The 21,038-nt window shown below is 57.9% G+C and carries 19 protein-coding genes and 2 pseudogenes; 14 read left to right on the forward strand and 7 right to left on the reverse strand.

The window, feature by feature from the left end:
* The 9 genes from ACHHRT_RS12445 to ACHHRT_RS12485 form a co-directional block, all read left to right on the forward strand.
* Nucleotides 1–427 (forward strand): hypothetical protein (locus ACHHRT_RS12445; protein WP_395500101.1); only part of this gene is annotated, 427 nt, incomplete at its 5' end.
* 600 nt (nt 428–1,027) lie between these two features.
* Nucleotides 1,028–2,092, forward strand: a complete 1,065-nt coding sequence (locus ACHHRT_RS12450; protein ID WP_395500102.1) for a site-specific integrase — start codon at nt 1,028–1,030, stop codon at nt 2,090–2,092.
* A gap of 12 nt (nt 2,093–2,104) precedes the next feature.
* The gene (locus ACHHRT_RS12455) at nt 2,105–3,253 is read left to right on the forward strand and encodes a phage antirepressor N-terminal domain-containing protein (protein WP_395500103.1); all 1,149 of its coding nucleotides are present in this window, start codon (nt 2,105–2,107) and stop codon (nt 3,251–3,253) included.
* A 20-nt stretch (nt 3,254–3,273) separates the two neighbouring features.
* Nucleotides 3,274–3,693: a hypothetical protein gene (locus ACHHRT_RS12460; protein WP_395500104.1), complete on the forward strand. Its 420-nt coding sequence runs from the start codon at nt 3,274–3,276 to the stop codon at nt 3,691–3,693.
* Nucleotides 3,694–3,812: 119 nt separating this feature from the next.
* Entirely contained in the window at nt 3,813–4,337 is a 525-nt protein-coding gene (locus ACHHRT_RS12465; protein ID WP_395500105.1) for a hypothetical protein, read from the forward strand.
* Between the two features lie 322 nt (nt 4,338–4,659).
* Nucleotides 4,660–5,973: an RNA-guided endonuclease IscB gene (iscB, locus tag ACHHRT_RS12470; protein WP_395500106.1), complete on the forward strand. Its 1,314-nt coding sequence runs from the start codon at nt 4,660–4,662 to the stop codon at nt 5,971–5,973.
* A 29-nt stretch (nt 5,974–6,002) separates the two neighbouring features.
* A complete protein-coding gene (locus tag ACHHRT_RS12475) occupies nt 6,003–6,278 on the forward strand; it encodes an HU family DNA-binding protein (protein WP_395500107.1) in 276 nt (91 codons plus the stop codon).
* Nucleotides 6,279–6,435: 157 nt separating this feature from the next.
* Nucleotides 6,436–7,083 carry a YfbR-like 5'-deoxynucleotidase gene (locus ACHHRT_RS12480; protein WP_395500108.1) on the forward strand — a complete coding sequence of 216 codons (648 nt, stop codon included), beginning with the start codon at nt 6,436–6,438 and terminating at the stop codon, nt 7,081–7,083.
* A gap of 13 nt (nt 7,084–7,096) precedes the next feature.
* Nucleotides 7,097–7,321 (forward strand): hypothetical protein, encoded by a 225-nt coding sequence (locus ACHHRT_RS12485; RefSeq protein WP_395500109.1) that lies wholly within the window; start codon nt 7,097–7,099, stop codon nt 7,319–7,321.
* A 198-nt stretch (nt 7,322–7,519) separates the two neighbouring features.
* Here ACHHRT_RS12485 and tnpA read toward each other — a convergent pair whose 3' ends face one another.
* Entirely contained in the window at nt 7,520–7,933 is a 414-nt protein-coding gene (gene tnpA, locus ACHHRT_RS12490) for an IS200/IS605 family transposase (protein WP_395500110.1), read from the reverse strand.
* A 22-nt stretch (nt 7,934–7,955) separates the two neighbouring features.
* On the opposite strand from tnpA, the gene ACHHRT_RS12495 reads away from it, so the two are divergent.
* From ACHHRT_RS12495 to ACHHRT_RS12505, 3 genes and pseudogenes are all read left to right on the forward strand, one after another.
* Nucleotides 7,956–8,699 (forward strand): RNA-guided endonuclease InsQ/TnpB family protein, encoded by a 744-nt coding sequence (locus tag ACHHRT_RS12495; protein WP_395500111.1) that lies wholly within the window; start codon nt 7,956–7,958, stop codon nt 8,697–8,699.
* A gap of 237 nt (nt 8,700–8,936) precedes the next feature.
* On the forward strand, nt 8,937–10,250 hold the full coding sequence (iscB, locus tag ACHHRT_RS12500; protein ID WP_395500106.1) for an RNA-guided endonuclease IscB: 1,314 nt from the start codon (nt 8,937–8,939) through the stop codon (nt 10,248–10,250).
* A gap of 32 nt (nt 10,251–10,282) precedes the next feature.
* Nucleotides 10,283–10,804: pseudogene (locus ACHHRT_RS12505) on the forward strand (RNA-guided endonuclease InsQ/TnpB family protein); the annotation flags it as partial.
* Nucleotides 10,805–11,701: 897 nt separating this feature from the next.
* Here ACHHRT_RS12505 and ACHHRT_RS12510 read toward each other — a convergent pair.
* Entirely contained in the window at nt 11,702–12,193 is a 492-nt protein-coding gene (locus tag ACHHRT_RS12510) for a hypothetical protein (RefSeq protein WP_395500112.1), read from the reverse strand.
* 26 nt (nt 12,194–12,219) lie between these two features.
* Nucleotides 12,220–13,332: an ImmA/IrrE family metallo-endopeptidase gene (locus ACHHRT_RS12515; protein ID WP_395500113.1), complete on the reverse strand. Its 1,113-nt coding sequence runs from the start codon at nt 13,330–13,332 to the stop codon at nt 12,220–12,222.
* Nucleotides 13,333–13,578: 246 nt separating this feature from the next.
* On the opposite strand from ACHHRT_RS12515, the gene ACHHRT_RS12520 reads away from it, so the two are divergent.
* Nucleotides 13,579–13,764: a hypothetical protein gene (locus tag ACHHRT_RS12520; RefSeq protein WP_395500114.1), complete on the forward strand. Its 186-nt coding sequence runs from the start codon at nt 13,579–13,581 to the stop codon at nt 13,762–13,764.
* Nucleotides 13,765–13,826: 62 nt separating this feature from the next.
* Here the strand turns inward: ACHHRT_RS12520 and ACHHRT_RS12525 are convergent, their stop codons facing one another.
* The gene (locus ACHHRT_RS12525; RefSeq protein ID WP_395500115.1) at nt 13,827–17,165 is read right to left on the reverse strand and encodes a conjugal transfer protein TraG N-terminal domain-containing protein; all 3,339 of its coding nucleotides are present in this window, start codon (nt 17,163–17,165) and stop codon (nt 13,827–13,829) included.
* 391 nt (nt 17,166–17,556) lie between these two features.
* On the opposite strand from ACHHRT_RS12525, the gene ACHHRT_RS12530 reads away from it, so the two are divergent.
* Nucleotides 17,557–18,414: an NYN domain-containing protein gene (locus ACHHRT_RS12530; RefSeq protein ID WP_395500116.1), complete on the forward strand. Its 858-nt coding sequence runs from the start codon at nt 17,557–17,559 to the stop codon at nt 18,412–18,414.
* 110 nt (nt 18,415–18,524) lie between these two features.
* Here the strand turns inward: ACHHRT_RS12530 and ACHHRT_RS12535 are convergent, their stop codons facing one another.
* The 3 genes and pseudogenes from ACHHRT_RS12535 to ACHHRT_RS12545 all read right to left on the reverse strand — a co-directional run.
* Nucleotides 18,525–19,322, reverse strand: a complete 798-nt coding sequence (locus ACHHRT_RS12535; protein WP_395500117.1) for a CsgG/HfaB family protein — start codon at nt 19,320–19,322, stop codon at nt 18,525–18,527.
* Between the two features lie 17 nt (nt 19,323–19,339).
* Nucleotides 19,340–20,824: a conjugal transfer protein TraH gene (locus ACHHRT_RS12540; RefSeq protein ID WP_395500118.1), complete on the reverse strand. Its 1,485-nt coding sequence runs from the start codon at nt 20,822–20,824 to the stop codon at nt 19,340–19,342.
* 25 nt (nt 20,825–20,849) lie between these two features.
* Nucleotides 20,850–21,038, reverse strand: a pseudogene (locus ACHHRT_RS12545) (conjugal transfer protein TraF); the annotation flags it as partial.

Here is a 21,038-nt window from a genome sequence, read left to right on the forward strand (position 1 = left end):
CGGTCTGTCCATTATCCTCAATGAAATCCGTTATCAGGCAAGCATGGAGCTTGGCTTCGGAGGTAACATTGAGTGTTATGGCCACGTACCCAAGACAGTAAGCTACTTCGATGGAGCCAGCGTTGATGTTGGGTTTTTTGAATGCGAAGCTTATGGATATGGCGACTTTCCTAAAAATATTTTCTACGGTAGGTTTCGTTATCTTCCTAGTAAAGATACGTCGCCATTATTCATATTAAATCTCCGGTATTTTGCCGGGGATGAACGTGATCTCCGGTTCCTCCTTCTCAATCAAGAGGTTAAAACTCAACTAATACTTCAAGTCAATCTTGCAATCAAGAAAGATGAATTAATTGCGGCGACAAATGAGCTGCAAGGAGCTGTTCAAGGCTACAGTTTCGAGGTTAGGCGAGGCGCCTCAACATAAATGTCTTTCTTTACTCGACCACCTCATCTTAAGGCGAAGCTAATCTAACCCGGCGCTCAAGCCGACCGGCCACCTGCGGTGGGCCGTCGGCTCAATCCCACGTTAGGTTGTCGAATGTTCCGCGATCCTGAAACTCTCCGTGTCTACTTGGAACAATCTCCACCTGGGACTTGTGCGATGTATCTTAGGCCGCGACACAGCATTTGGGGGGCAATGAATGGATTTTCGTGGTTAAGCTTGTAAAGCCCACTCACCCATAAATTAGTTGACGATAGTGATTCAGGATGGTGGGCTTCACCCGCTGACGCGGCAAGCTCATTGGCGCCACTAGTGGTGCAGGTCGTTTAGAATGGCGTATAATGCCAAGGGCGACAGTAAGCAAGTAATAGAGCGGAAAACCCTACTTAACCTCCGTTAACGTTCAATTATCGAAGCCCTGGAATCGAAGCAGCTCAGGGGACCATTTCCAAAACAAAAAGCCCATCTGGATTGCATGCACGATGGCCGGATTGTCCGCATAGGACAGCCCGGCCATTTTTTTGCTCTGACCCCCAACTATTTTCTCCGGCGCCGGATAAAAGGGGGTAGGAGGGCATGAAAATGCACGATGAAACTTTCGAGCTGGTCCCCGGTCCATCGGCAACTGTCTGGTTGCCGATGGACCTGCATGAAACCAAGGCAAAGATAGCGCAAATCCATCGGGAAGGAACCGCCCCGGAGACCATCCGGGCGATCCGGGACGATCTTCGGTATTTCTGGTCTTGGGCGGATATTTCCTTCGGAATAAGCAAGCCCGCATATCCGGTTCCGGTGGAGGTGGTCGAGGCGTTCATCTCGGATCACATCAAAGGTCTGGGTCTGCGGGTGGAAAACGCCATGTTGAGCCGGGGGTCCAAGAAAAAGCCCGGACCCCACAAGTTCAGCACCGTCCGTCGGCGGGTATCCTCTCTGGCCGTCGCCCATGATGTCCAGGGCCTGGCCTACGAGAAAAACCCCTGCCGTTCGTTCCGGGTCAAAAAGCTCCTGCAGAACGCCCGCAAGAGCGCCATCATCAATGGCGAGCGGCCCAAGCAGCGGGCCCCGATCACCCTGGAAATCCTGGGCCGGATGCTTCAGACCTGCCAAGGCAAATCGTTGACTGACAAGCGGGACGTGGCCCTGCTGCTGTTCGGCTGGGCCACCGGCGGCCGGCGCCGGGCGGAGATCGCCGGCGCGATCTGCGAGCACCTGACCGCCCGGGGCGATGACTACCTCTATTTCATGCCCGAGTCGAAAGGCGACCGGGAAAAACAGGGGGTGATCCTGCCGGTCTGCGGCCTGGCCGCTCAACGACTGACTGACTGGATCGTGGCGGCCGAGGCCCTGGCTGGTCCGATCTTTCGTCAGATCGACCGGCACGGCAATGTCGGGGTCGGACTGTCCGGTCATGCCGTCAACCTGATCATCAAGGACCGGGCGGCCCGGGCCGGCCTTGATCCGGATCTGTATGGCGGTCATAGCCTGCGGGCCGGGTTCAGTACCGAGTGCGGCTTGCAGGGGATCACTTTGGAAAACCAGATGATGTTGACCACCCATAAAAACGTCCAGACGGCGGTGTCGTACCGTCGGCCTGGGGATGTTCTGAACAATCCGGCCGCCCGGCTGGTGGATCGATTGGCACGATAAAAGGAGGAAATTATGGAAAGGAAAACCGAACAAGAACCCCGGCAACTGATTACCGTCCCGTTCCACGGGGACACCCTTTTTGTGATTGATTTTGAGGGCAAGCCCTACGCGCCTCTCAGGCCAATTGTGGAAGGCATGGGGCTCTGGTGGAACACACAGCATCGCAAGATAGTTGGTCGCTTCGCGGCAACCGTCGTCATGATGACGACGGTTGCCGCCGACGGCAAACAGCGTAAAACTATCTGCCTTCCGGTCCGCAAGCTTCCGGCTTGGCTCTACTCGGTGGATGCCCGGAAGGTCAAACCTGAACTCCGGGAAAAAATCAGACTGTACCAGGAGGAATGCGACGAAGTGCTCTGGCAGTATTGGACCGAGGGGGTGGCCAAGCGCAAGCCGGTCGTGGACATTGATCCGGCCGAAAACAATCCGCCGACCGAACTGCCTTTGCCGCCGCTGCCGCCGGAACTTCAGGCCCGAATCGACCGCCGGGCCTGGGAGATGGCGCAGCCCTATTTTGCCGAGTTTAAGGAAGTAATGGAGAAGAGTCACCTGGTCCGGCAGGGTGCGTTGGCCCCAGAGGAGTTCGAGTGGGATGGCCACTGGCACGCCCATGTGGAGAAGGTTCGGACTTTCAGCTATTCTGCTCTGACCCGAGGGCTGCTTTCGACGATGGATGGCAAGCCGCCGGCACAGCCCGATCCGCTGGCGGTGGTGCTGGCCCAAGCCATGACCCACGCCTGGTTCGACGGCCGACGCTACGGCGAAATCCGCGAAGGGATCATATCCCGGTATCCGTTCCGCGAATTCACCATGCAAGAGATCGAGGAGATCAACAACGATTTCGCCCAATACCTGCCGTGGGCGGAAAAGCTGGTGCAACGGGTGCGGGAAAGCGGCCAGCAGCCGTTGATCGGGTTGGAGGATTGCAAGCTGATCCCCCTGCGCGAGGCGGCCGAGATGACCGGCATGACCTACGGCTGGTGGTATCGGGCTATGGCAGTCGATCACCCGGTGCTGCCCATACGAACCTATCGTTTCGGGAGATCAATTCGGGTCCACCGGGGCGATCTGGCCGCCTGGATCGACAAAGGGCGTCCCGCCCGCCGACGCCGCCCAACAAAAACCGAATTAATTCCGCCCGTAAGGAATAGAAAAAATTGAAACCTGTAAGGAGGAGTCCAATGACCACCAAAACGACATTCAACGACCTGGTGCAGTACATCAACAGCGGCCACCCCCTCGATCCTGTCCCCGTGCGACAGGAACGTGAGCAACTGGCCGCCATGCTCAACGACCTGGGTACCAAACTCAATGCCGGCGACAGTTTCGAGTTCGAGTTCACCGGCAAAATTGTTGCCACCGTCCATGAAGGTCAGGTGGATGTCAAGGTTGTCGGCACCAACGGCAACGCCCGGGCCGGCGACATCTGCAACGCCCTTATGAGTCTTGACGGGCAGCCCCAGGATGCCCTGCTGGTTTGTCCTGGCTGCGGCAACCATTTCGTCAGCCAGAAGGGGACAAAAAAGTATTGCAACGACGGTTGTGCCCGCCGGGTATGGAATAGCAATGCGAAAGAAAGGCGTCAGGCCGGAACAGTGTAAGGCACATGGTGATACCGGAAAGTTGGAGGTGGGATATTTTTAGGGCGAAAAAAATATATCTTAATATAATATAGCGGCGTTAACGTGTTAGATAAATCTTAAATAAAACGGAGGGCCTTATGAAGAGAGGTTGGTGGTTGTTGATGATCGTTTTTCTATTCGCTTTTTCCGGGTGTCTGAGTTCTGATTCCGTGTTTACAAGAGAGGCCCCAGATGCTTCGCAAAATGATATTTCAGTCAGCATAAACCACTTCGGGATCACCGGAACCGCAGACCCAGTGAATGGGGTTGTTCCGATTAACCCCGGGGTCGATGACGGCTCTTTCACTGTTTCCTGGGATGTCTCATCAAATGTTTCCGTTTATCATATCGAATTGTTTGTCAGCAAAGACGGCTCTATCGGGGATGAGGCTATTAGTTTTTTCGCCCAGAACTGCGGCGTTAGCCCCATTTGTGGCCAAACAGGCGTAGTTGAGTGCAGGTTCACCACCGACAACCAGATCTCTTGTGGTGACAATATTGGCGCAAACCTGACTGATTTCCTCGATCAGTTGCCCCAGGAGCTTTTTATCGTCATGCGAACTCTATCCTCACTTTTTTCGCTCACCTTTGAGTACGAAACGGTTAAAGTTCAGCTTCAGTAATAGGCTGATAATTATCAAAACTAAGGAGGTCAACTACCCCGCCCTGAAGGACGGGGCTTGTGGTGAAAGCCACAGGCCAGGTTGACCAGGGAAAGCGGTAACCAACCCGCTACGTTACGAACAGGTCGAACAGACCCACCGGCGGATGCTTCCTCAGTCCGCCGCACTGGAAGGCCGGGATCATGCTGGCGAAAGGCAAAGCGCCGAAGGTTCCAGCCGCCGCGCAAGCGGGAGCCGGTTCGTGACATTCCCGAGGGGAGACGGGGCGCAAGCCCCGCGTAACCAGGCCCGTAAGGGCCGCATTGAGACAGGAGGCAGCACATTGGCGGTATTCGTACTGGACAAGCGCAAGCGGCCGTTGATGCCCTGCTCGGAGAAACGAGCGCGGCTGCTGCTCACGCGGGGCCGGGCCCGGGTGCATCGGCTCAAGCCCTTCACCATCAGGCTGCGGGACCGCACCCGGGCGGATTGCGCATTACAGCCACTCAGGGTCAAGCTCGATCCCGGCAGCAAGGTTACCGGCATCGCCTTGGTTCGGGAGGCCGACGAAAGGCAGCACATCCTCCATCTGGCCGAGTTGCGCCACCGCGGCCAGCGGATCAGGGATCGGCTGGAGGCCCGTCGGGCGTTCCGCCGGCGGCGGCGAAGCAACCTGCGTCACCGCCCGGCCCGGTTCGACAACCGGACCAGGCCGTCCGGCTGGCTGGCTCCCAGCCTGCAACACCGTGTGGAGACGGTCATATCCTGGACGGATCGGTTGCGGGGCCTGGCGCCGGTCACCGCCATCAGCACCGAGCTGGTCCGGTTCGACACCCAGGCCTTGATCGATCCCGAAATAAACGGGGTGGAGTACCAACAGGGCGAACTGGCCGGCTACGAAGTGCGGGAGTACCTGCTGGAGAAGTTCAGCCGGACCTGCGCCTATTGCGGGGCCAAGAATCTGCCTCTGGAGATCGAGCACGTTGTGCCGAGATCCAGAGGCGGTTCCGACCGGGTGAGCAATCTCACTCTGGCCTGCCGGGAGTGCAACATCGCCAAGGGCAATCAGCTCGTGGAGGTATTCCTCGCCGGCAAGCCCGAGGTGCTGGCCCGGCTCCGGCGGCAGCTCAAAGCGCCACTCAAGGACGCCGCCGCCGTCAATGCCACCCGCTGGGCGCTGTTCAACCGGCTCAAAGCCACCGGCTTACCTATTGAGGCGGCCACCGGCGGCCGGACCAAGTGGAACCGCAGCCGGCAGGGTATCCCCAAGAACCACGCCCTGGACGCCGCCTGCGTGGGGCGAGCGGAGACGGTGCAGGGCTGGCAACAGCCGATCCTTGGTGTCACCGCCATGGGCCGGGGCAGCTACCAGCGCACCCGGCTGGACCGATTCGGCTTTCCCCGGGGTTATCTCACCCGGCACAAGCAGATCAAGGGTTTCCAGACCGGTGATCTGGTTCGGGCCGAGGTGCCGACCGGCAAGAAAGCCGGGGTGCATGTCGGACGGGTGGCGGTAAGGGCCACCGGCAGCTTTAACATCGGCACCGCCCGGGGGGTGGTGCAGGGAATCTCCCACCGCCATTGCAAAGTACTGCAACGTGGCGACGGATACAGCTATCAATTCAACCTCGGAGGCGGCGTTTCCTCCCCGGCCTGAACGCCGGGGTTTCCACGCCGTTTTTTTTGATGAACAAGAAGGAGCTGGTTGAAAAGTTGGTTGCCGAAGGAAATATGACCAAGGCCGATGCCGGCCGGGCCATCGACAGCATTTTCGGGGCCATCAGCGGTGCTTTGTCGCAGGGCGATAAGGTAGCCCTCCCCGGTTTCGGCACCCTGGAAGTCCGCGAACGGGCCGCCAAACAGGGCCGCAACCCTCAGACCGGCGAAATCATCCAGGTGCCTGCCCGCAAGGCAGTGGCTTTCAAAGCCGGCAAGACCCTCAAGGATGCGGTGAACGGATAGTCTTCGTCACCCCCCGAAGGCACTGGTGGATTGAAACGGCGCCTTCGGGGGGGTATGGTTTATGCCATGTGGTGTAGACCATATGGACCATATTGAATTTTGCAGCGAGGTAGCTGGCGCTGAATAAACGAAAAAACAGCAAGAAAGAAGAAACCGCGTGAATAAAGAAACGACGAAACAAAAGAAACAGACCTCCCAGCCCACGCTGGACATGCGCGACATAGCCCGCAGCGGCCACGTCACCCGCTGGCACAGTGTCCGCACGGGCCGTGACCAGACGCTGGCCGAGCACCATTACATGGTTGCCATGATCGTGAACCACCTGGCCGGCCGGATCTTCGGTGACGGGATCACCCCGGATCAACGGCTGACCCTCATGGAGTATGCCCTGTGGCACGATGCTCCGGAACTGTTGATGGGCGATCTGCCGTCCCCCCTGAAACGCAGGGTGGAGCAGCTGTGCCCCGGCTCGGCCAACCCGCTTGCCCAGATCGAGCAGCAGATCGCCCCTGGGATCGTTTCGCTTCGGGAAAAGCTCCAGGAGTTCCCGCCGGGGATGATCCTGATCAAGCTGGCCGATCTGATGGATGGGGTCCACTTCATCAGCCAGGAGGGCATCGGCCACCACGCCAAGCAGGTCTGCCTCCAGCTCAGGGCGCAGTTTATCGACACGGTTAACCGAGCGGTGGGGGAATATCCAAAATATCCTTGGCCGGTGGCCAAGGAACTGCTTGACCAGATGGAGAACGGCGCTGGCAACCAGGTTGCGTTTGAGGGTGTGTCGCTGAAGACGTTTGCATATTAACCCGAGGAGAAAAATGCACATCAACAACGAAGAAGAAGCGAGGGCCTATATCGCCCGTTGGCAAACGGACCCAACCGGTGCCCAACTGAAAAATCTGCGCATGGCTAAGGAATCCCTGGAGTTGAGCTCCCTCTACTACGAGCAGAAGGGGAATGGACAGGGTGTGGCCCGTGCCGAGGCCTCCCTGCACCTGATCTGCTGTCGTATTGAGGAAATTCAGAGCGCAGAGAATAATTAACAGAACCGCCGTACCGCTTTTTTAGATGCTCACTGAACTCCGGTTGAGCTGATCATGTAGGTCCCGTCAACTTCCACAACAAAACCACCCAGCAACTCCTTGCCCCGTTGTAGCTCCACCATCCTGTTGACCTTTACCAAAAATTCGCCGTAAAGCCCCTTCCTTCAGGTCGGGGATATAAGGCGTGTAGTTTTGCTGTTAATCCGGCGCCTGTTGCTGTTCGATATACTGCCGGATAATGGAGATCGGCGCCCCGCCGCAGGATGCGGCGAAGTAGCTGGGGCTCCATAGGACGTTCTTGTGGTAGCGGCCGGCGATCTCCGGGTAGCGGTTGCGTAAGACCCTGGAGGAAGCGCCTTTGAGGCTGTTGACCAGGGCGGAGACGGCCACCTTGGGCGGGTAATGGATCAAGAGATGAACGTGGTCGTGCTCCCCGTTCATCTCGATCAGCTCCGCCTCGAAGTCGGAGCAGACCTTGGTGAAGGATTCTTTGAGGATGCCGAGGGCTTTGGCGTCCAGCACCTTGCGCCGATACTTGGTCACGAAGACCAGGTGAACGTGGAGGTTGAAGACACAGTGCCGGCCGGTGCGAATATCGGTTGTATTTTCCATAGGCCAAAGCATAATATGAGCCATGACGCTTCGCAAGGCATACAAATACCGGCTGAAGACCAAACAGGAACAGGAAGCACTCTTCCGGCGTCAGGCCGGTTGCTGCCGGTTCATCTGGAACAAGGCCCTGGCCTTGCAGAAGGAACGGCTCGACGCCGGCGAGAAGGTGCTTCGCCACGCCGAGCTTTGCAAGCTGCTCACCGGCTGGAAGCGGGAGACGGGAACCGCTTTCCTGGCTGAGGCGCAATCGCAAGTCCTGCAGCAGACCTTGCAGCACTTGGACCGGGCCTTGATGGATGCGTTCAGTAAAAAAAGCCCGAAGCGCTTCCCGGTCTTCAAGAAGAAAGGCCGGTCCACCGACTCCTTCCGGTACCCGCAGGGGTTCAATCTGGACAGCAACCGGATCTACCTGCCGAAGATCGGCTGGGTCCGGTTCATCAAGAGCCGGGAGATCGAGGGAGCCCCGCGCAACGTCACCGTCTCCCGCCGGGGCGGGCACTGGTTCGTCTCCATCCAGACGGAACGGGAGGTTGCCGAACCCAAACATCCGGCAAGTACCGCCGTGGGGATCGATCTGGGGGTTGCCCGGTTCGCCACCCTTTCCGATGGTTCTTTCTTCAGGCCGTTGAACAGTTTCAAGGGCCTGGAGAAGAAGCTGGCCCGGGCCCAGCGGCGGCTGAGTCGCAAACAGAAGTTTTCCGCCAATTGGGTCAACTACCCCGCCCTGAAGGACGGGGCTTGTGGTGAAAGCCACAGGCCAGGTTGACCAGGGAAAGCGGTAACCAACCCGCTACGTTACGAACAGGTCGAACAGACCCACCGGCGGATGCTTCCTCAGTCCGCCGCACTGGAAGGCCGGGATCATGCTGGCGAAAGGCAAAGCGCCGAAGGTTCCAGCCGCCGCGCAAGCGGGAGCCGGTTCGTGACATTCCCGAGGGGAGACGGGGCGCAAGCCCCGCGTAACCAGGCCCGTAAGGGCCGCATTGAGACAGGAGGCAGCACATTGGCGGTATTCGTACTGGACAAGCGCAAGCGGCCGTTGATGCCCTGCTCGGAGAAACGAGCGCGGCTGCTGCTCACGCGGGGCCGGGCCCGGGTGCATCGGCTCAAGCCCTTCACCATCAGGCTGCGGGACCGCACCCGGGCGGATTGCGCATTACAGCCACTCAGGGTCAAGCTCGATCCCGGCAGCAAGGTTACCGGCATCGCCTTGGTTCGGGAGGCCGACGAAAGGCAGCACATCCTCCATCTGGCCGAGTTGCGCCACCGCGGCCAGCGGATCAGGGATCGGCTGGAGGCCCGTCGGGCGTTCCGCCGGCGGCGGCGAAGCAACCTGCGTCACCGCCCGGCCCGGTTCGACAACCGGACCAGGCCGTCCGGCTGGCTGGCTCCCAGCCTGCAACACCGTGTGGAGACGGTCATATCCTGGACGGATCGGTTGCGGGGCCTGGCGCCGGTCACCGCCATCAGCACCGAGCTGGTCCGGTTCGACACCCAGGCCTTGATCGATCCCGAAATAAACGGGGTGGAGTACCAACAGGGCGAACTGGCCGGCTACGAAGTGCGGGAGTACCTGCTGGAGAAGTTCAGCCGGACCTGCGCCTATTGCGGGGCCAAGAATCTGCCTCTGGAGATCGAGCACGTTGTGCCGAGATCCAGAGGCGGTTCCGACCGGGTGAGCAATCTCACTCTGGCCTGCCGGGAGTGCAACATCGCCAAGGGCAATCAGCTCGTGGAGGTATTCCTCGCCGGCAAGCCCGAGGTGCTGGCCCGGCTCCGGCGGCAGCTCAAAGCGCCACTCAAGGACGCCGCCGCCGTCAATGCCACCCGCTGGGCGCTGTTCAACCGGCTCAAAGCCACCGGCTTACCTATTGAGGCGGCCACCGGCGGCCGGACCAAGTGGAACCGCAGCCGGCAGGGTATCCCCAAGAACCACGCCCTGGACGCCGCCTGCGTGGGGCGAGCGGAGACGGTGCAGGGCTGGCAACAGCCGATCCTTGGTGTCACCGCCATGGGCCGGGGCAGCTACCAGCGCACCCGGCTGGACCGATTCGGCTTTCCCCGGGGTTATCTCACCCGGCACAAGCAGATCAAGGGTTTCCAGACCGGTGATCTGGTTCGGGCCGAGGTGCCGACCGGCAAGAAAGCCGGGGTGCATGTCGGACGGGTGGCGGTAAGGGCCACCGGCAGCTTTAACATCGGCACCGCCCGGGGGGTGGTGCAGGGAATCTCCCACCGCCATTGCAAAGTACTGCAACGTGGCGACGGATACAGCTATCAATTCAACCTCGGAGGCGGCGTTTCCTCCCCGGCCTGAACGCCGGGGTTTCCACGCCGTTTTTTTTGATGAAGCAAAAGAGCAAGATAACCAAGCTCCACATCCGGATCGCCGATGCGCGTAACGACTACCTGCATAAAGCCAGCACCACGATCAGCAAAAACCACGCCGTGGTGGTGCTGGAGGATCTGCGGGTAGCCAACATGAGCGCGTCGGCCAAGGGAACCATGGTGGAACCGGGCCGGAACGTCCGGGCCAAGGCCAGACTCAACAAGGCCATTCTGGATCAGGGCTGGTTCGAGTTCCGCCGGCAGCTTGAGTACAAGCAAGCCTGGCGGGGCGGGATGGTGATCGCCGTGAACCCGCGGAACACCAGCCGGACGTGCCCGGCCTGCGGCCACGTCTCGGCCGACAACCGGAAGAGCCAGGCTTGCTTTGTCTGCGTGAGCTGCGGTTTTCAAGGGAACGCCGACCTCGTGGCGGCAAACAATATCCTGGCGGCAGGGCTTGCCGTCTCAGCCTGTGGAGAGCCGGCGCAGTCAGGCCGCTCGATGAAGCAGGAACCCGCCGAAGGGCTGCGCCTCGCGGCGTAGTTCCTGCCGGAATCCTCGTCCTTTAGGGCGGGGTGGATGTCAATTGATGAGCTGCATGGCCTCCCCGCCGGTTACTTGCGGTTGATTCGCTCCCGAACGATCTTGCTGGGCCGGAAGGAGATCATGCTGCGCTTGGTGATCTCCATTGGGCCGCCGAAGCTGCCCCGCGCCCCAGGTCGAAACCGTAGGGGTAGTTACTAAACCACGCTTAAGCAAGAAAAAAGGTTCTCCTGTCAATAATGACAACAAGGGTGATTTCTGAAAAGCATGACCCGAAAGTTGAGGTTGGCTTCCTCAAGCGTCTGGGTCATGCTTTTCAGATCAGTTTACCTAGTATGACACTGTGGTGAGCAATGCTTGCACCCATCCACGACAGGAGTAGATGGTCTTAGCTTTTTGGACTGCCTGGTGGCAATTTGAAAATAATCCCAAGTACGTTTTTGATGACGGGGTAAAATAGCACCCGTCTTTATGCACTTCTCGCTCACCAGTGTTTTGGGCATTGTCGTTAACATAGTAGTGATTCATGAGTTGGTCCTTAACAGTTTTTGTTGACTGTGATGCCCAGTCACGTATAGTTAACTGAGCCTGTTTGGAATTTCCACTTCAGGCCGCCTGGGAACCCAGCGTCGAGTGCCTATCTGCCAAGAAAACCACTCGTTTGCCAGGTTCCCTTTTTTTTATCCCGTTACCATAGTTGACCACCTCCTTATTGCTTTTTGGGTTTAACCACAACCTGTAGTGTTGTGCTGGGTATTGAAGCACAAGATGTGCGAAAGGTAAAGACAATATATGGTGTTTTTGGGTGCCAGGCATCTTTTTATTGCAAAAAAGTCATAAATTCAAAAAGTTAGATGTAAGGTCGCCGTCATAACACCGTAGTAACCCTGCTTGAGTTCAATGCCCTTCCTGTCGCCGGATAAGGTCCGCAAAACGACACACTATCTTTTCGGTGATGTGTTTTGGGTTTGACCGCCTTATGGCTTGGGCGACTGTCATCGCTTCTTTGGCCGTGATTCCTCCAGCCAGGTGTAGTTCAGCGATAAGTTCGAGGCCCCACAGCAACGGAACCCCTTCCTGTTTACACACCTTCCGCAGGTTTTTGTCGTTGGTCACGCAAGTGTAGCCATGTCGCTTGGCTGTAAGCAGGCACAGCCAATCCTCGAACGACAATGGTCCGGTTTGACTGCCTGCCGCATATGCATCCTCGATTTCGGGCTCCGTGATTATCAGTCCAAGTTCAACCAACTCGTTCTCATTGTCGATTTCGTTGATTTCGTCTACAATCGGACTGGTCACATGCAAATGCCCGACATGCTTCACCACAAGCTCCAGCACAGCCCGTTCCGTTTTGATAAAATCAATCAGCACACATGCGTCCATGATCATCAGTTTGCGATGGGATGGGCGGGGTGTCACAGAATGACCTCCCAATTCTGGAGAAGCTCCTGCATATCCTCAGTGCTTATCCGAAGCATCTCGGCGCCGCGGCTGAGGGATATTTTGTCTTTTTCAACCGCTTCTCTGGTTAGTAGCCGGAAACGATCTTCGTAGAAATCAAATCGCTGCATTCCGAAAGGCTCGGCCTGATCAATGCCCATCGGCTCTTCTTTGAAGGAGAGCTTCCGATTGAATTTTTTCTGATAGGCAATATTGAACTTCATCCAGATGGATTTGTCTACAACCTCCTTTTCCAGTAATCGCGAGAGTACGGTCTTATAGCTGACGCGAAAAATCCGTTTTACTTTGAACACCCTGTCGACAAAATGTAGTCCTGCCGCTTCATTCCATTCCTTGCGGAAACCATCGTCCGGCATCAAAAAATACCCAGCGAAACGGTCGGCTTCTTTTTCTTCCTCCTTGCTTTCGTCTACCTTGGTGACATCGTATGCATCAGGGTGCAACATAAGATGGCCCAATTCATGGGCGGCGCTGAAAATCCGCCTTTCCACCGAAATACGTTCCCAAACATTTACGACTACCGCTGGGCCACCGTCCTCTTCTCCAATGGATAGACCGAAAAAACTATCGGAAGCCATTGGGACCGGAAAAACCTTCACGCCTGCTTGTTCGAGCAGTCCGCAGATATCGTGTATAGGCTCGGTGGATTTCAGCCCCAGTTTTTTCCGGCAAAGCCCAGCCGCTTCGGCGAGACGGGCTCTTGAACAAGACGCCCTAGCCTCCTTGAGCTTAAACTGTTTCCGTTCATTCAAGCATTGCTCAAGATAATTGAAATCATCGAGCCATTTCGCTACTTCGGCCAGGACATTCTCGCGATTCTGCATCCGCTTTGCAGCACGGAACCGAACGGTGCGTAATTCACGAACCGGCTGAAAAAGCACCTGAAGTTTCACGTCAAGGGCCTTGGCGATAGCTTGCATGGTCCTTATCCGCGGCTCACTTTTCACGAGTTCAATACTCTTGACCGCAGGCAAAGAAAGACCCGCTATATTAGCAAGGTCACTTTGGCTAAGGCGCTTCGCGACCCTCAGCCGCCTTACGTTGTGGGCGAGTATTTTCAGATCCATGGTCGTCTCCTTGTGTGCTTTTCCAAAGAATATCATACGTCACCTTATTGTCAAGTGGTATATTTTATGTGCAGGAATCGTTGCCGTGCTTCTAAAAAGCACCATAGTGTGGGTGGGTGGTGATCACCATGTCTCTGGCGCAGCATACTTCTGGCACGCCATACCTCTGGCTTGACAAATTTGTGCAGTTGGGTTTATCCTACCTCAGAATGGAGGATTAGCGGCTTAGGCCGCAGGAGGTGGGTTATGAGCGATACTGTACTTATGTTGATCATATTCGGGGTTTTTGCGGTGTTGATCGTCGTTGGACGGGTTACCGGTTTTTTGTCGGCGCCTCGGGAGGAGAGCCTGGGCGAAAAAATCAACAGGGCTGAGCTTGGAGATGTCGCATCGCCTTTTTACTCCCCCAAATCAATGTTTAAGGATGACTAAATGATGCGCCAAGGTTGCTAAGATAGAGATCAGTGGCCTTGGTGCATCATTTCTTTTTTATTTTAACGCCCCCAACGACTCGCAGGCTTTCCCTCCCCAGAGTTACTTCCCTCCTCGTTGCCTGACGAAAGCCGATCCAGCACGGAATTCACCTGACCCCGAATAGGCCCAGGCAAGCTGTCGAAGGGATTATCCCTGGCGGCCTGGTGCATGTCCATGGATTGCCGGGTGCCTCCCATCGCCCCGTCAGGGCTGATATAGAGCGCACCGCGTTCACCGGTAGCGGCGTTTTCGGTGTTCAGCTTCCGCATGGCCGCATCGTTGATGTCCAGCCTCTGATCCGGATTGGTGGCATCCGGCGGCAGGCCGGGCAGCCCCGGAGTGGACTGCCGCGGTGAGCCAATATTCTTCGCAAGTCCCGGAATGGTTGTCTGGACATTGCCGTCCCCGGTCATTTCCCTGGTATTGTGATCCCTGATCGCGTCCCTGGTTTCGTGGACGGTTTCAGCTTCCGGCCTCCTGAGTGTCCCCATTTGCCCGGGCGCATTGAAAGAGTCCGCTGTAATACTCCCGGTTTGTTCTGCTGCGACAACCATGCTGGGGCTCGCATCCCTGCTGATGTCCCCGTGTCGCTCCTCGACAGCGCCTCTGGTTCGACCGATCCTCTCCTTGACAGCCGGGTCGCCGGCCGCGGCGCCGGCATTGCCCCATTCTCCCCGTAACCAGCTCTGCTGTTCCTGGAGCAGATCGTTCTGCCAGCGGGAATCGGTGGCCATCGAGTTGACATGCTGAAGGGTGTCTTTCATAGCCTCCGGGCTTGATGATCCGCCCTTTTCGGGAAAGATGCGGTCGGCCATGTCCCGGAGGAATGCGGTTTCAGCGTTGACGCCGCCGGCGGCGCGAACCGTCTGGATGTTCTGCGCCTCGTTGAGATAGGTGTGCGCCTCGGATGCGCCAGCCCGTTGCGCCAGCCCCCGGCCATAGGACAACTGTTGCTTATCTTCCAGGGTTTCCCTGATGGCTTCGGTGCGGGCGGCCATACGTTGTTCGTCGAAAGCTCTGGCTTGTTCTTCAGATAGATTGAAGGTGGCTTTTTCTCCGTTGCTACCTTGCCACTGTAGTTGAGCTCTGCCGCCTGCCTCACCCCTGACAATAAAACCACCACCCACGCCTGCGGTAAGATATCCTTGAAGCGTCTGCCCTGTTTCTTCGCTTCTAGCCTGGGAAAGTCCAGAGTTCTCAGCCACCCTAGTAGCTAATCCCTCCTGCTCCCTATTGGTAACCTGATCCTCAAAACTCCTCGCCTGGCTGCTGTACCGGCTGTCCGACATATCTGTCCGCAACTGATCGTCGATGGCGGAGCTGTAGGCCATCGCCCGGGCCCCTTTCTCGATGGCCCGGGTTTCCTCGGCCCGAGTGACATCCATCTTGAGGCCGGCGGCGGTCCTGGCCAGTCCGACGTTGCCATCCGAGTCCTGGCTGAACATGCCGGCATTGGAGCTCTGGGTGGTCCAGCCCACCCCAGCCCCGTCGGTCTTGCTGATCGACTCCCAGCCCCGATCACTTCGGCCGGTTCCGGTCATCATGGCGAAACCGCCCCGGCCATCCAGAGCGACCTGCTGCATCCCGGAGCCGGTGCCGAAGCTCTGCTGGGCGTGCAGGGCCCCGGTCAGTGATTCAGGCGGAACGTCGGCCGGCAGGATGCCTCGTTGTTGAGCGGCGGCAATGGTTTCGCGCTGGGCCTCGGTCATGGCCACCCGGCTGCGATCACCCCAGGTTCCGGCCCCGGAGGATCGCTGGAAGGAGGATTGGCTGGCGCGGCCATTGAGAAAATCTTCATCCATCTTCCCCCAAGATTGATAAAAAGCATCCGCCCTGACCTGTTCGCCCATGGCGGCCTGTTTTCCTTCGGTGGTGAGCTGGCGGCCGGCCAGGCTGCCGGCGCCCTGGACGGCCCCCTGCATGCTGCCGGCCATCATCGCCAGGGCATGGCCGCCGAAGCGGATCAGCATCATGGTCAGAAAGCTGGCCAGCATGATGCCGGAGGATCTGACGATCCCGAACATGGCCTGGATTCTGGTGGATGCCTCGGGGAAGGCCATGGCAGTGTAAACGCCAAGACCGCTCTGGCGGATGTCCGCAAAGGCATCCACGGCGTGATCCATGGCGGCGCTGTGGATGATCGCGTCGGCAATGCCCCAGGTGGTCAGGAAGACGAAGAAGCCGACCATGACCGACAGGGCCTTGCCGATCAGGGGGGAGGGGAGGAACAGGGCCAGGAAGGGGATCAGGCCGATGGCCACGGCGGTCATCACCGCCCGCATGATCGGCACCCAGGAGTTCATGGTGACCGCCATCCCCATGCCGGAGGTGGTGATCTGGCGGTTGGCCTGCACCAGCATGGCCAGCTCGGGATCGGCGGTGTAGTAGAACTGGTAGAGCAGGTTGGCCAGATAGGTCTGCTGGAGCAGCCTTTGCGGATTGATGCCGGCTATGCCCACGGCCGCCAGATTGGCCTCGGCCAGTTGCATGCAGGCGGTGCGCTCGGAGGGACTGGACGGGTTGAAGCCGCTGCCGCCGCACATGGCGTCAATGGCATCGTCGTAGAATGACGCCATGGTGATGATCGGCTGGATGTTGTCCCAGGCTTCGGTGCAGGTCATCGGGACGCCTTCCGGGTTGGCGGAGTCGTAGTAAACCGTCCAGATCAGCGGATGAACGGCCTTGGCCAGCTCGGGAACGAAGTTTGTGGTGCTGTTTCGCAGGGTGTCCAGGGAGAGGGTGGTGCCCGGCCGAACCAGCTCGAAGGTAACGCAATCATCGATGTAGCGGGCCAGGCTGGCTTTCACGTCGGCGTTCTTCGGCGTGGCCCTGGTGGCGGCCCGCAGCAGGTTGAAGCCGATCCCGCCGGCGCTTTGCTGGTAGGCGCCCGGCGCCCCGGCGGTGTCGATGATCTCGACCAGGCCCCGCTCGATGAGGTTGAGCGATCCCGCCGTGAAAACCACGCCAACCGGGATGTTGTTGATGGTTTCAAAGCGGTTCAGGACCGGATCGTAGACCGTGAGGCTGCCCTTGGGGACAAACAGGCCGAAATAGACGGCCACGCCGAAGATTACCGGTAGCCCCCACGCCAACTGGCTCATGTTGGCGCCCGCATACAGACGACCGAGCCAGGAGACGACGGAAAGCAGGATCGCCAGGACGGTGACCGTGAAGAACAGGCCCTGGTAACCCCCGTCCGAGAAGATCAGGGCGACCTTCTGCAGGGCGTTGGTGATCGGGCCGAAGCCGCCGTAAGTATAGAACTCCATGTCCAGGGCGAACGCCGGGGACACGGAGCCCAGCAGCAACAGTAGGGCGAGGGGCAGTACGAACAGTCGGGAGTGGCAGGGTTTAAGCATTTCTTCGCCTCCGGGGAAAAAGGGGTGTCTCTATACCCTTTTATCCGGAGCCGGAGAAAGTAGTTGTTCAGGTTTGGCTTATGCCACATTTGAGCGCCGCAGAAATCTCTTGCCTACAAGCGAGGAGGAGAGGTCGGGTTGTTATTCTGTGTTAGAAGAAGCCGGAAGGGAGAGTTACGGTTTTATTTTTTGGTGAAAACTACCGACGCGATATAGCGTGTCTTTGTGAAATTGCTGTGCTTTCATATGATAAAATCATTGACATCATTATTGCCTGAAATATAATTACATACATCGCTGTTCGCAATCCCTACGCTATTTGGTTGCGGCAGCCTACGACAGGCCCCGAAAGGGGCCTTACTTATTTGCAGCTCTGGTAAGGGAGTTTATTATGGAGCGATTCGCCATCTTTGTCGATGCCGGTTATTTTTACTCAGCAGGCGCCTACGCAATCACCAACAGCCAGATCCCACGACGCAAAATCAGCCTGCCCTCCGCCAGTTCCACCATTAAAGATATCTGTGAACGCGGGGCAAGGCAGTCTTCGTCCCCAGCCTTATTAAGGGTCTATTGGTATGATGCCATGATGGGGCCGCGCCTGTCCATGGAACAGTCTAACCTCGCACACTTGGCGGGGGTCAAGGTTCGGCTGGGTTCCCTGAACAACGCTGGCGAGCAGAAGGGTGTCGATTCTCTAATTGTTACGGATTTGATTGAACTTGCACGTAATGGTGCGATTACAGACGCTATCCTGGTATCTGGAGACGAAGACCTGCGAATTGCCGTTCAACTGGCGCAGACGTACGGAGTTCGAGTGCACATTTTAGCGGTGGGCGATGCAGAAAAGAATGTGAGTCAGACGCTCAAAATGGAAGCCGACTCGCTGCAATCGCTTGATGTCGCTTGGCTCAAGCAGCATTTGAGTATCACAATCACAGCAACTGAAACAGCATTGCCGGCGGCCCCTGTTACGATCATGCCAGGAAATACGCCATCTGAAAAGTCTCTCGAAGACGCCGCACATGTTGTCTGCGAGGAACTTATTGCTGGGGCCGAGGAGAGCAACCTTGTAAAACTTGTGGAGCATCTCAAGGCGAGCACAGTCATCCCGCCCGAGTTTGACGGAAAACTGATCGCCAAAACTGCCGCAGAGATTAAGAGGAGGCTGACCTCAGACGAGAAGCGCAAAATACGAGGTTTGTTTGTCACCACCCTGCGGGAAAAATATCGGTCAGCAACCCCGTCCTGAGAGACTGCTTGCTTTTTTGCTGCGGGTTGTTCGGCACACAACCAAAAATAACGGCCGCACCCGTTGAGGATGCGGCCGTTAAAACAGTAACGCTGGCTGCCACTTGCCATTCATCTGGTAATCTGAATCTTTTCCACCGGTACAAGCTCCCTGGCGATGTCATATGAGGCCCGCACCACGATGTCCCGGGCCACCTCTTCCATGGCCGTGCCGGACAGGCCACTCATGGCGCCGCCGAAACCGACTCCGCCGGCGGCGCCGAAGCCGCCGATCCCGTAGCTGGTTTTGCCGGACTCGGTATGGTAAGCCCGGCTGGATATAACCTCGCCTGTTTTGGCATCCACCAGGCGCACGTCCATCCCCAAGGTGGCGGTCTGGGTGGAACTGCCGACCGCTCCGACCACCGGGAGGAAGCCGCCGCCGAAGGATCTGCTCTTGTTCTCGAAATTGATGGACGTGATCGATCCCATGATCAGGTAGTCGGAGCCTTCCAGGGCGATTTGCTGGCCGTCCATGGCCTGTTCCCGGCGTATCGCTTCCATGGCCCGCCGGTCGAACACCCGGAAGCAGTTGGTGCCCTGGATTGCGCCGGTGAACATCTCGCCAAGTCCGTCTCCGATCCCTTCGAAGTTTGGCACGCCGGCCATCTGCAACAGGGCGGCCAGGCCGCCGCTGGCCCGCGCTCCGCCGGACTGACAGCCGGAGGCCTTGCAGTCCACCTCGCCGAGAGAAATCTTGATCGGGGTTCTGTCGGTGCAGGAAAGTTGCTCGATTACCCCATCCTTGCCGCCGACCACGACCCCGGTTTCCCTCTCGGAGACGGTGGCCGGTCTTTTTGTTGTGGTGCAGCCGGCCAGGGCGATGCAGGTCACGGTCAGTCCGGCGGCGATTTTTACTCCGTTGTGCATTGTTTCTCTCCTTTCGCTCAGTTTATCCCCGTTACCCGTCGGGCGACATCCTGGCCGTACCGCTGGGATATTTCAGCACGCAGCTTGTTTTCCACCTGCTCTTGGTCACGCATGAGCTGGAGAATGGCGTTGACCTCCTCGACTGCTCCGTTGTAGCTGATCCGGGCCGAGTAGCGGAGCCGGTTGATCCTGTCAAGCATTCCGCTGAGTTGCGCATCCACATTTTCGGCGAATATCTCGGCCATGCAGTTTTCCGCGTCGTGCCCGGGCTGAGCCACCGATTTCTTGGCCAGCATCTCCTTGGCCTTCTCCAAGATATGGCCGCCCCGGCTGTAGAGATCGGAGAGCATCATCACCACGTAAGCCTTGGCCGTCAGTTCGGACATCACCGCGATCACTGTCTCTTCCCGGCCTGTGGCCACCGCGCTTCTGAGGGTCAGGCCCAAGGAAAGAGGGTTTGATTCAAGGAAGGCCAGCTCGGTTGGGCCAGGAGGCGTTTTGCTCTTTATTTTGCCCGATACCGCCAGCATCTGGCTCTGGATGTAGTCCACCAAATCGCGGTTAGCATCGTTCAGCTGATAGCAAGAGAGGGTGTCACGGCTTTTGGCCATGACCATCCCGTCGATGAAGGCCGCCACATCATCAGGGTTGTTATCCGGGCAAGGAGAGACGTAGGTAACCCGGAAGGCTTGGGCCTGGGCGGCAATCCGCACATCGCCAACCAAGCCCCGGATCAGGTTTACATACTCCTCTTGCAGTCCCATCTTTTCCACGCCGATGTTGTGAAGCAACAGGGTGTCTGCCCCCGACAGGTCGGAGAGGAACGTGGTTTTCAGATCGGCGTTGCAGGCGCTGACGGCCTGGGCCACATCGGTCGGCTGGGGCACGTGCTGGTTGGCGCGGTCTGATTCAGTGATGGACTGATAAAGGTTGGAGAATCCCTGGGAAAGTTTGTTTTCCTTGAGTGAAGTCGTAAGTCTGCCGGACATGGTTTCCATAGAGGCGAATCCGCCGGAGCCGTCATCCAGGAAGGCCCGTACTCCTTGAACTGCCGAACACTCGTCGATCTGCATGGAGTTGAGCTGGTTGGCCAAGGCTTCCACGCTCTTCATCGTTGAAGCACAGGGTTCGCAGAGGGTTTTCAGGGCCAGATCGAACAGAGCTGCCTGGGCTGCTCCGCCGACGATGTTGCTGAATTTTTGGACCAGATAGTCAAAGTCCATGAAGCTGAAACCGCCGAGAAACATATCAATGCCACCGCAGCCGCTCCGCATCCGCGGCATTTCGATGGTTACCGGATAATCGGCGCTGCTGGGCCATCGGGAGCTGAAGCTGCCGGCGCTGTAGTAACCCCTTTGTGAGCCCTGTAAATAGTTTGGTGGGTTATATGTTCTCTGACTGATCCAGTCATCGACCCAGCCGGCGGCATGGCCTGGGAGCGGGGCACCCAGGGTGACAACTACAAGGGACAGGGCCAGGATACGCTTGAATCTCTTGTGCATGCTGTTCGGCCGGTGCCGCCTCCTCTTAACGGTTGTTGATCAGGATCGAGCGGGGGTCCATCGACCCGCCCCGCTGGAATTCGTACACGGAAAACTCCTCTGGATTAATCTCGCCGGCCAGCAGCCGGATGGAGCGGTAGAGTTTCAGTTCCAGTTCATCCAATGAGATCACGCCGGAGGCCACTGTAAGTTGGCTGGGGTGGTTGCGCTTAAT

Origin of the sequence: Desulfurivibrio modestus (assembly GCF_044068625.1) — a bacterium.
In the GTDB taxonomy this organism is placed as follows: domain Bacteria; phylum Desulfobacterota; class Desulfobulbia; order Desulfobulbales; family Desulfurivibrionaceae; genus Desulfurivibrio.

Bases quoted from the DNA above. Each gene is read 5' to 3' on its own strand.
- ACHHRT_RS12450 (WP_395500102.1), top strand. From the start codon at position 1,028: ATGCACGATGAAACTTTCGAGCTGGTCCCCGGTCCATCGGCAACTGTC.
- ACHHRT_RS12455 (WP_395500103.1), top strand. From the start codon at position 2,105: ATGGAAAGGAAAACCGAACAAGAACCCCGGCAACTGATTACCGTCCCG.
- ACHHRT_RS12460 (WP_395500104.1), top strand. From the start codon at position 3,274: ATGACCACCAAAACGACATTCAACGACCTGGTGCAGTACATCAACAGC.
- ACHHRT_RS12465 (WP_395500105.1), top strand. From the start codon at position 3,813: ATGAAGAGAGGTTGGTGGTTGTTGATGATCGTTTTTCTATTCGCTTTT.
- ACHHRT_RS12475 (WP_395500107.1), top strand. From the start codon at position 6,003: ATGAACAAGAAGGAGCTGGTTGAAAAGTTGGTTGCCGAAGGAAATATG.
- ACHHRT_RS12485 (WP_395500109.1), top strand. From the start codon at position 7,097: ATGCACATCAACAACGAAGAAGAAGCGAGGGCCTATATCGCCCGTTGG.
- tnpA (WP_395500110.1), bottom strand. From the start codon at position 7,933: ATGGAAAATACAACCGATATTCGCACCGGCCGGCACTGTGTCTTCAAC.
- ACHHRT_RS12495 (WP_395500111.1), top strand. From the start codon at position 7,956: ATGACGCTTCGCAAGGCATACAAATACCGGCTGAAGACCAAACAGGAA.
- ACHHRT_RS12510 (WP_395500112.1), bottom strand. From the start codon at position 12,193: ATGATCATGGACGCATGTGTGCTGATTGATTTTATCAAAACGGAACGG.
- ACHHRT_RS12515 (WP_395500113.1), bottom strand. From the start codon at position 13,332: ATGGATCTGAAAATACTCGCCCACAACGTAAGGCGGCTGAGGGTCGCG.
- ACHHRT_RS12520 (WP_395500114.1), top strand. From the start codon at position 13,579: ATGAGCGATACTGTACTTATGTTGATCATATTCGGGGTTTTTGCGGTG.
- ACHHRT_RS12525 (WP_395500115.1), bottom strand. From the start codon at position 17,165: ATGCTTAAACCCTGCCACTCCCGACTGTTCGTACTGCCCCTCGCCCTA.
- ACHHRT_RS12530 (WP_395500116.1), top strand. From the start codon at position 17,557: ATGGAGCGATTCGCCATCTTTGTCGATGCCGGTTATTTTTACTCAGCA.
- ACHHRT_RS12535 (WP_395500117.1), bottom strand. From the start codon at position 19,322: ATGCACAACGGAGTAAAAATCGCCGCCGGACTGACCGTGACCTGCATC.
- ACHHRT_RS12540 (WP_395500118.1), bottom strand. From the start codon at position 20,824: ATGCACAAGAGATTCAAGCGTATCCTGGCCCTGTCCCTTGTAGTTGTC.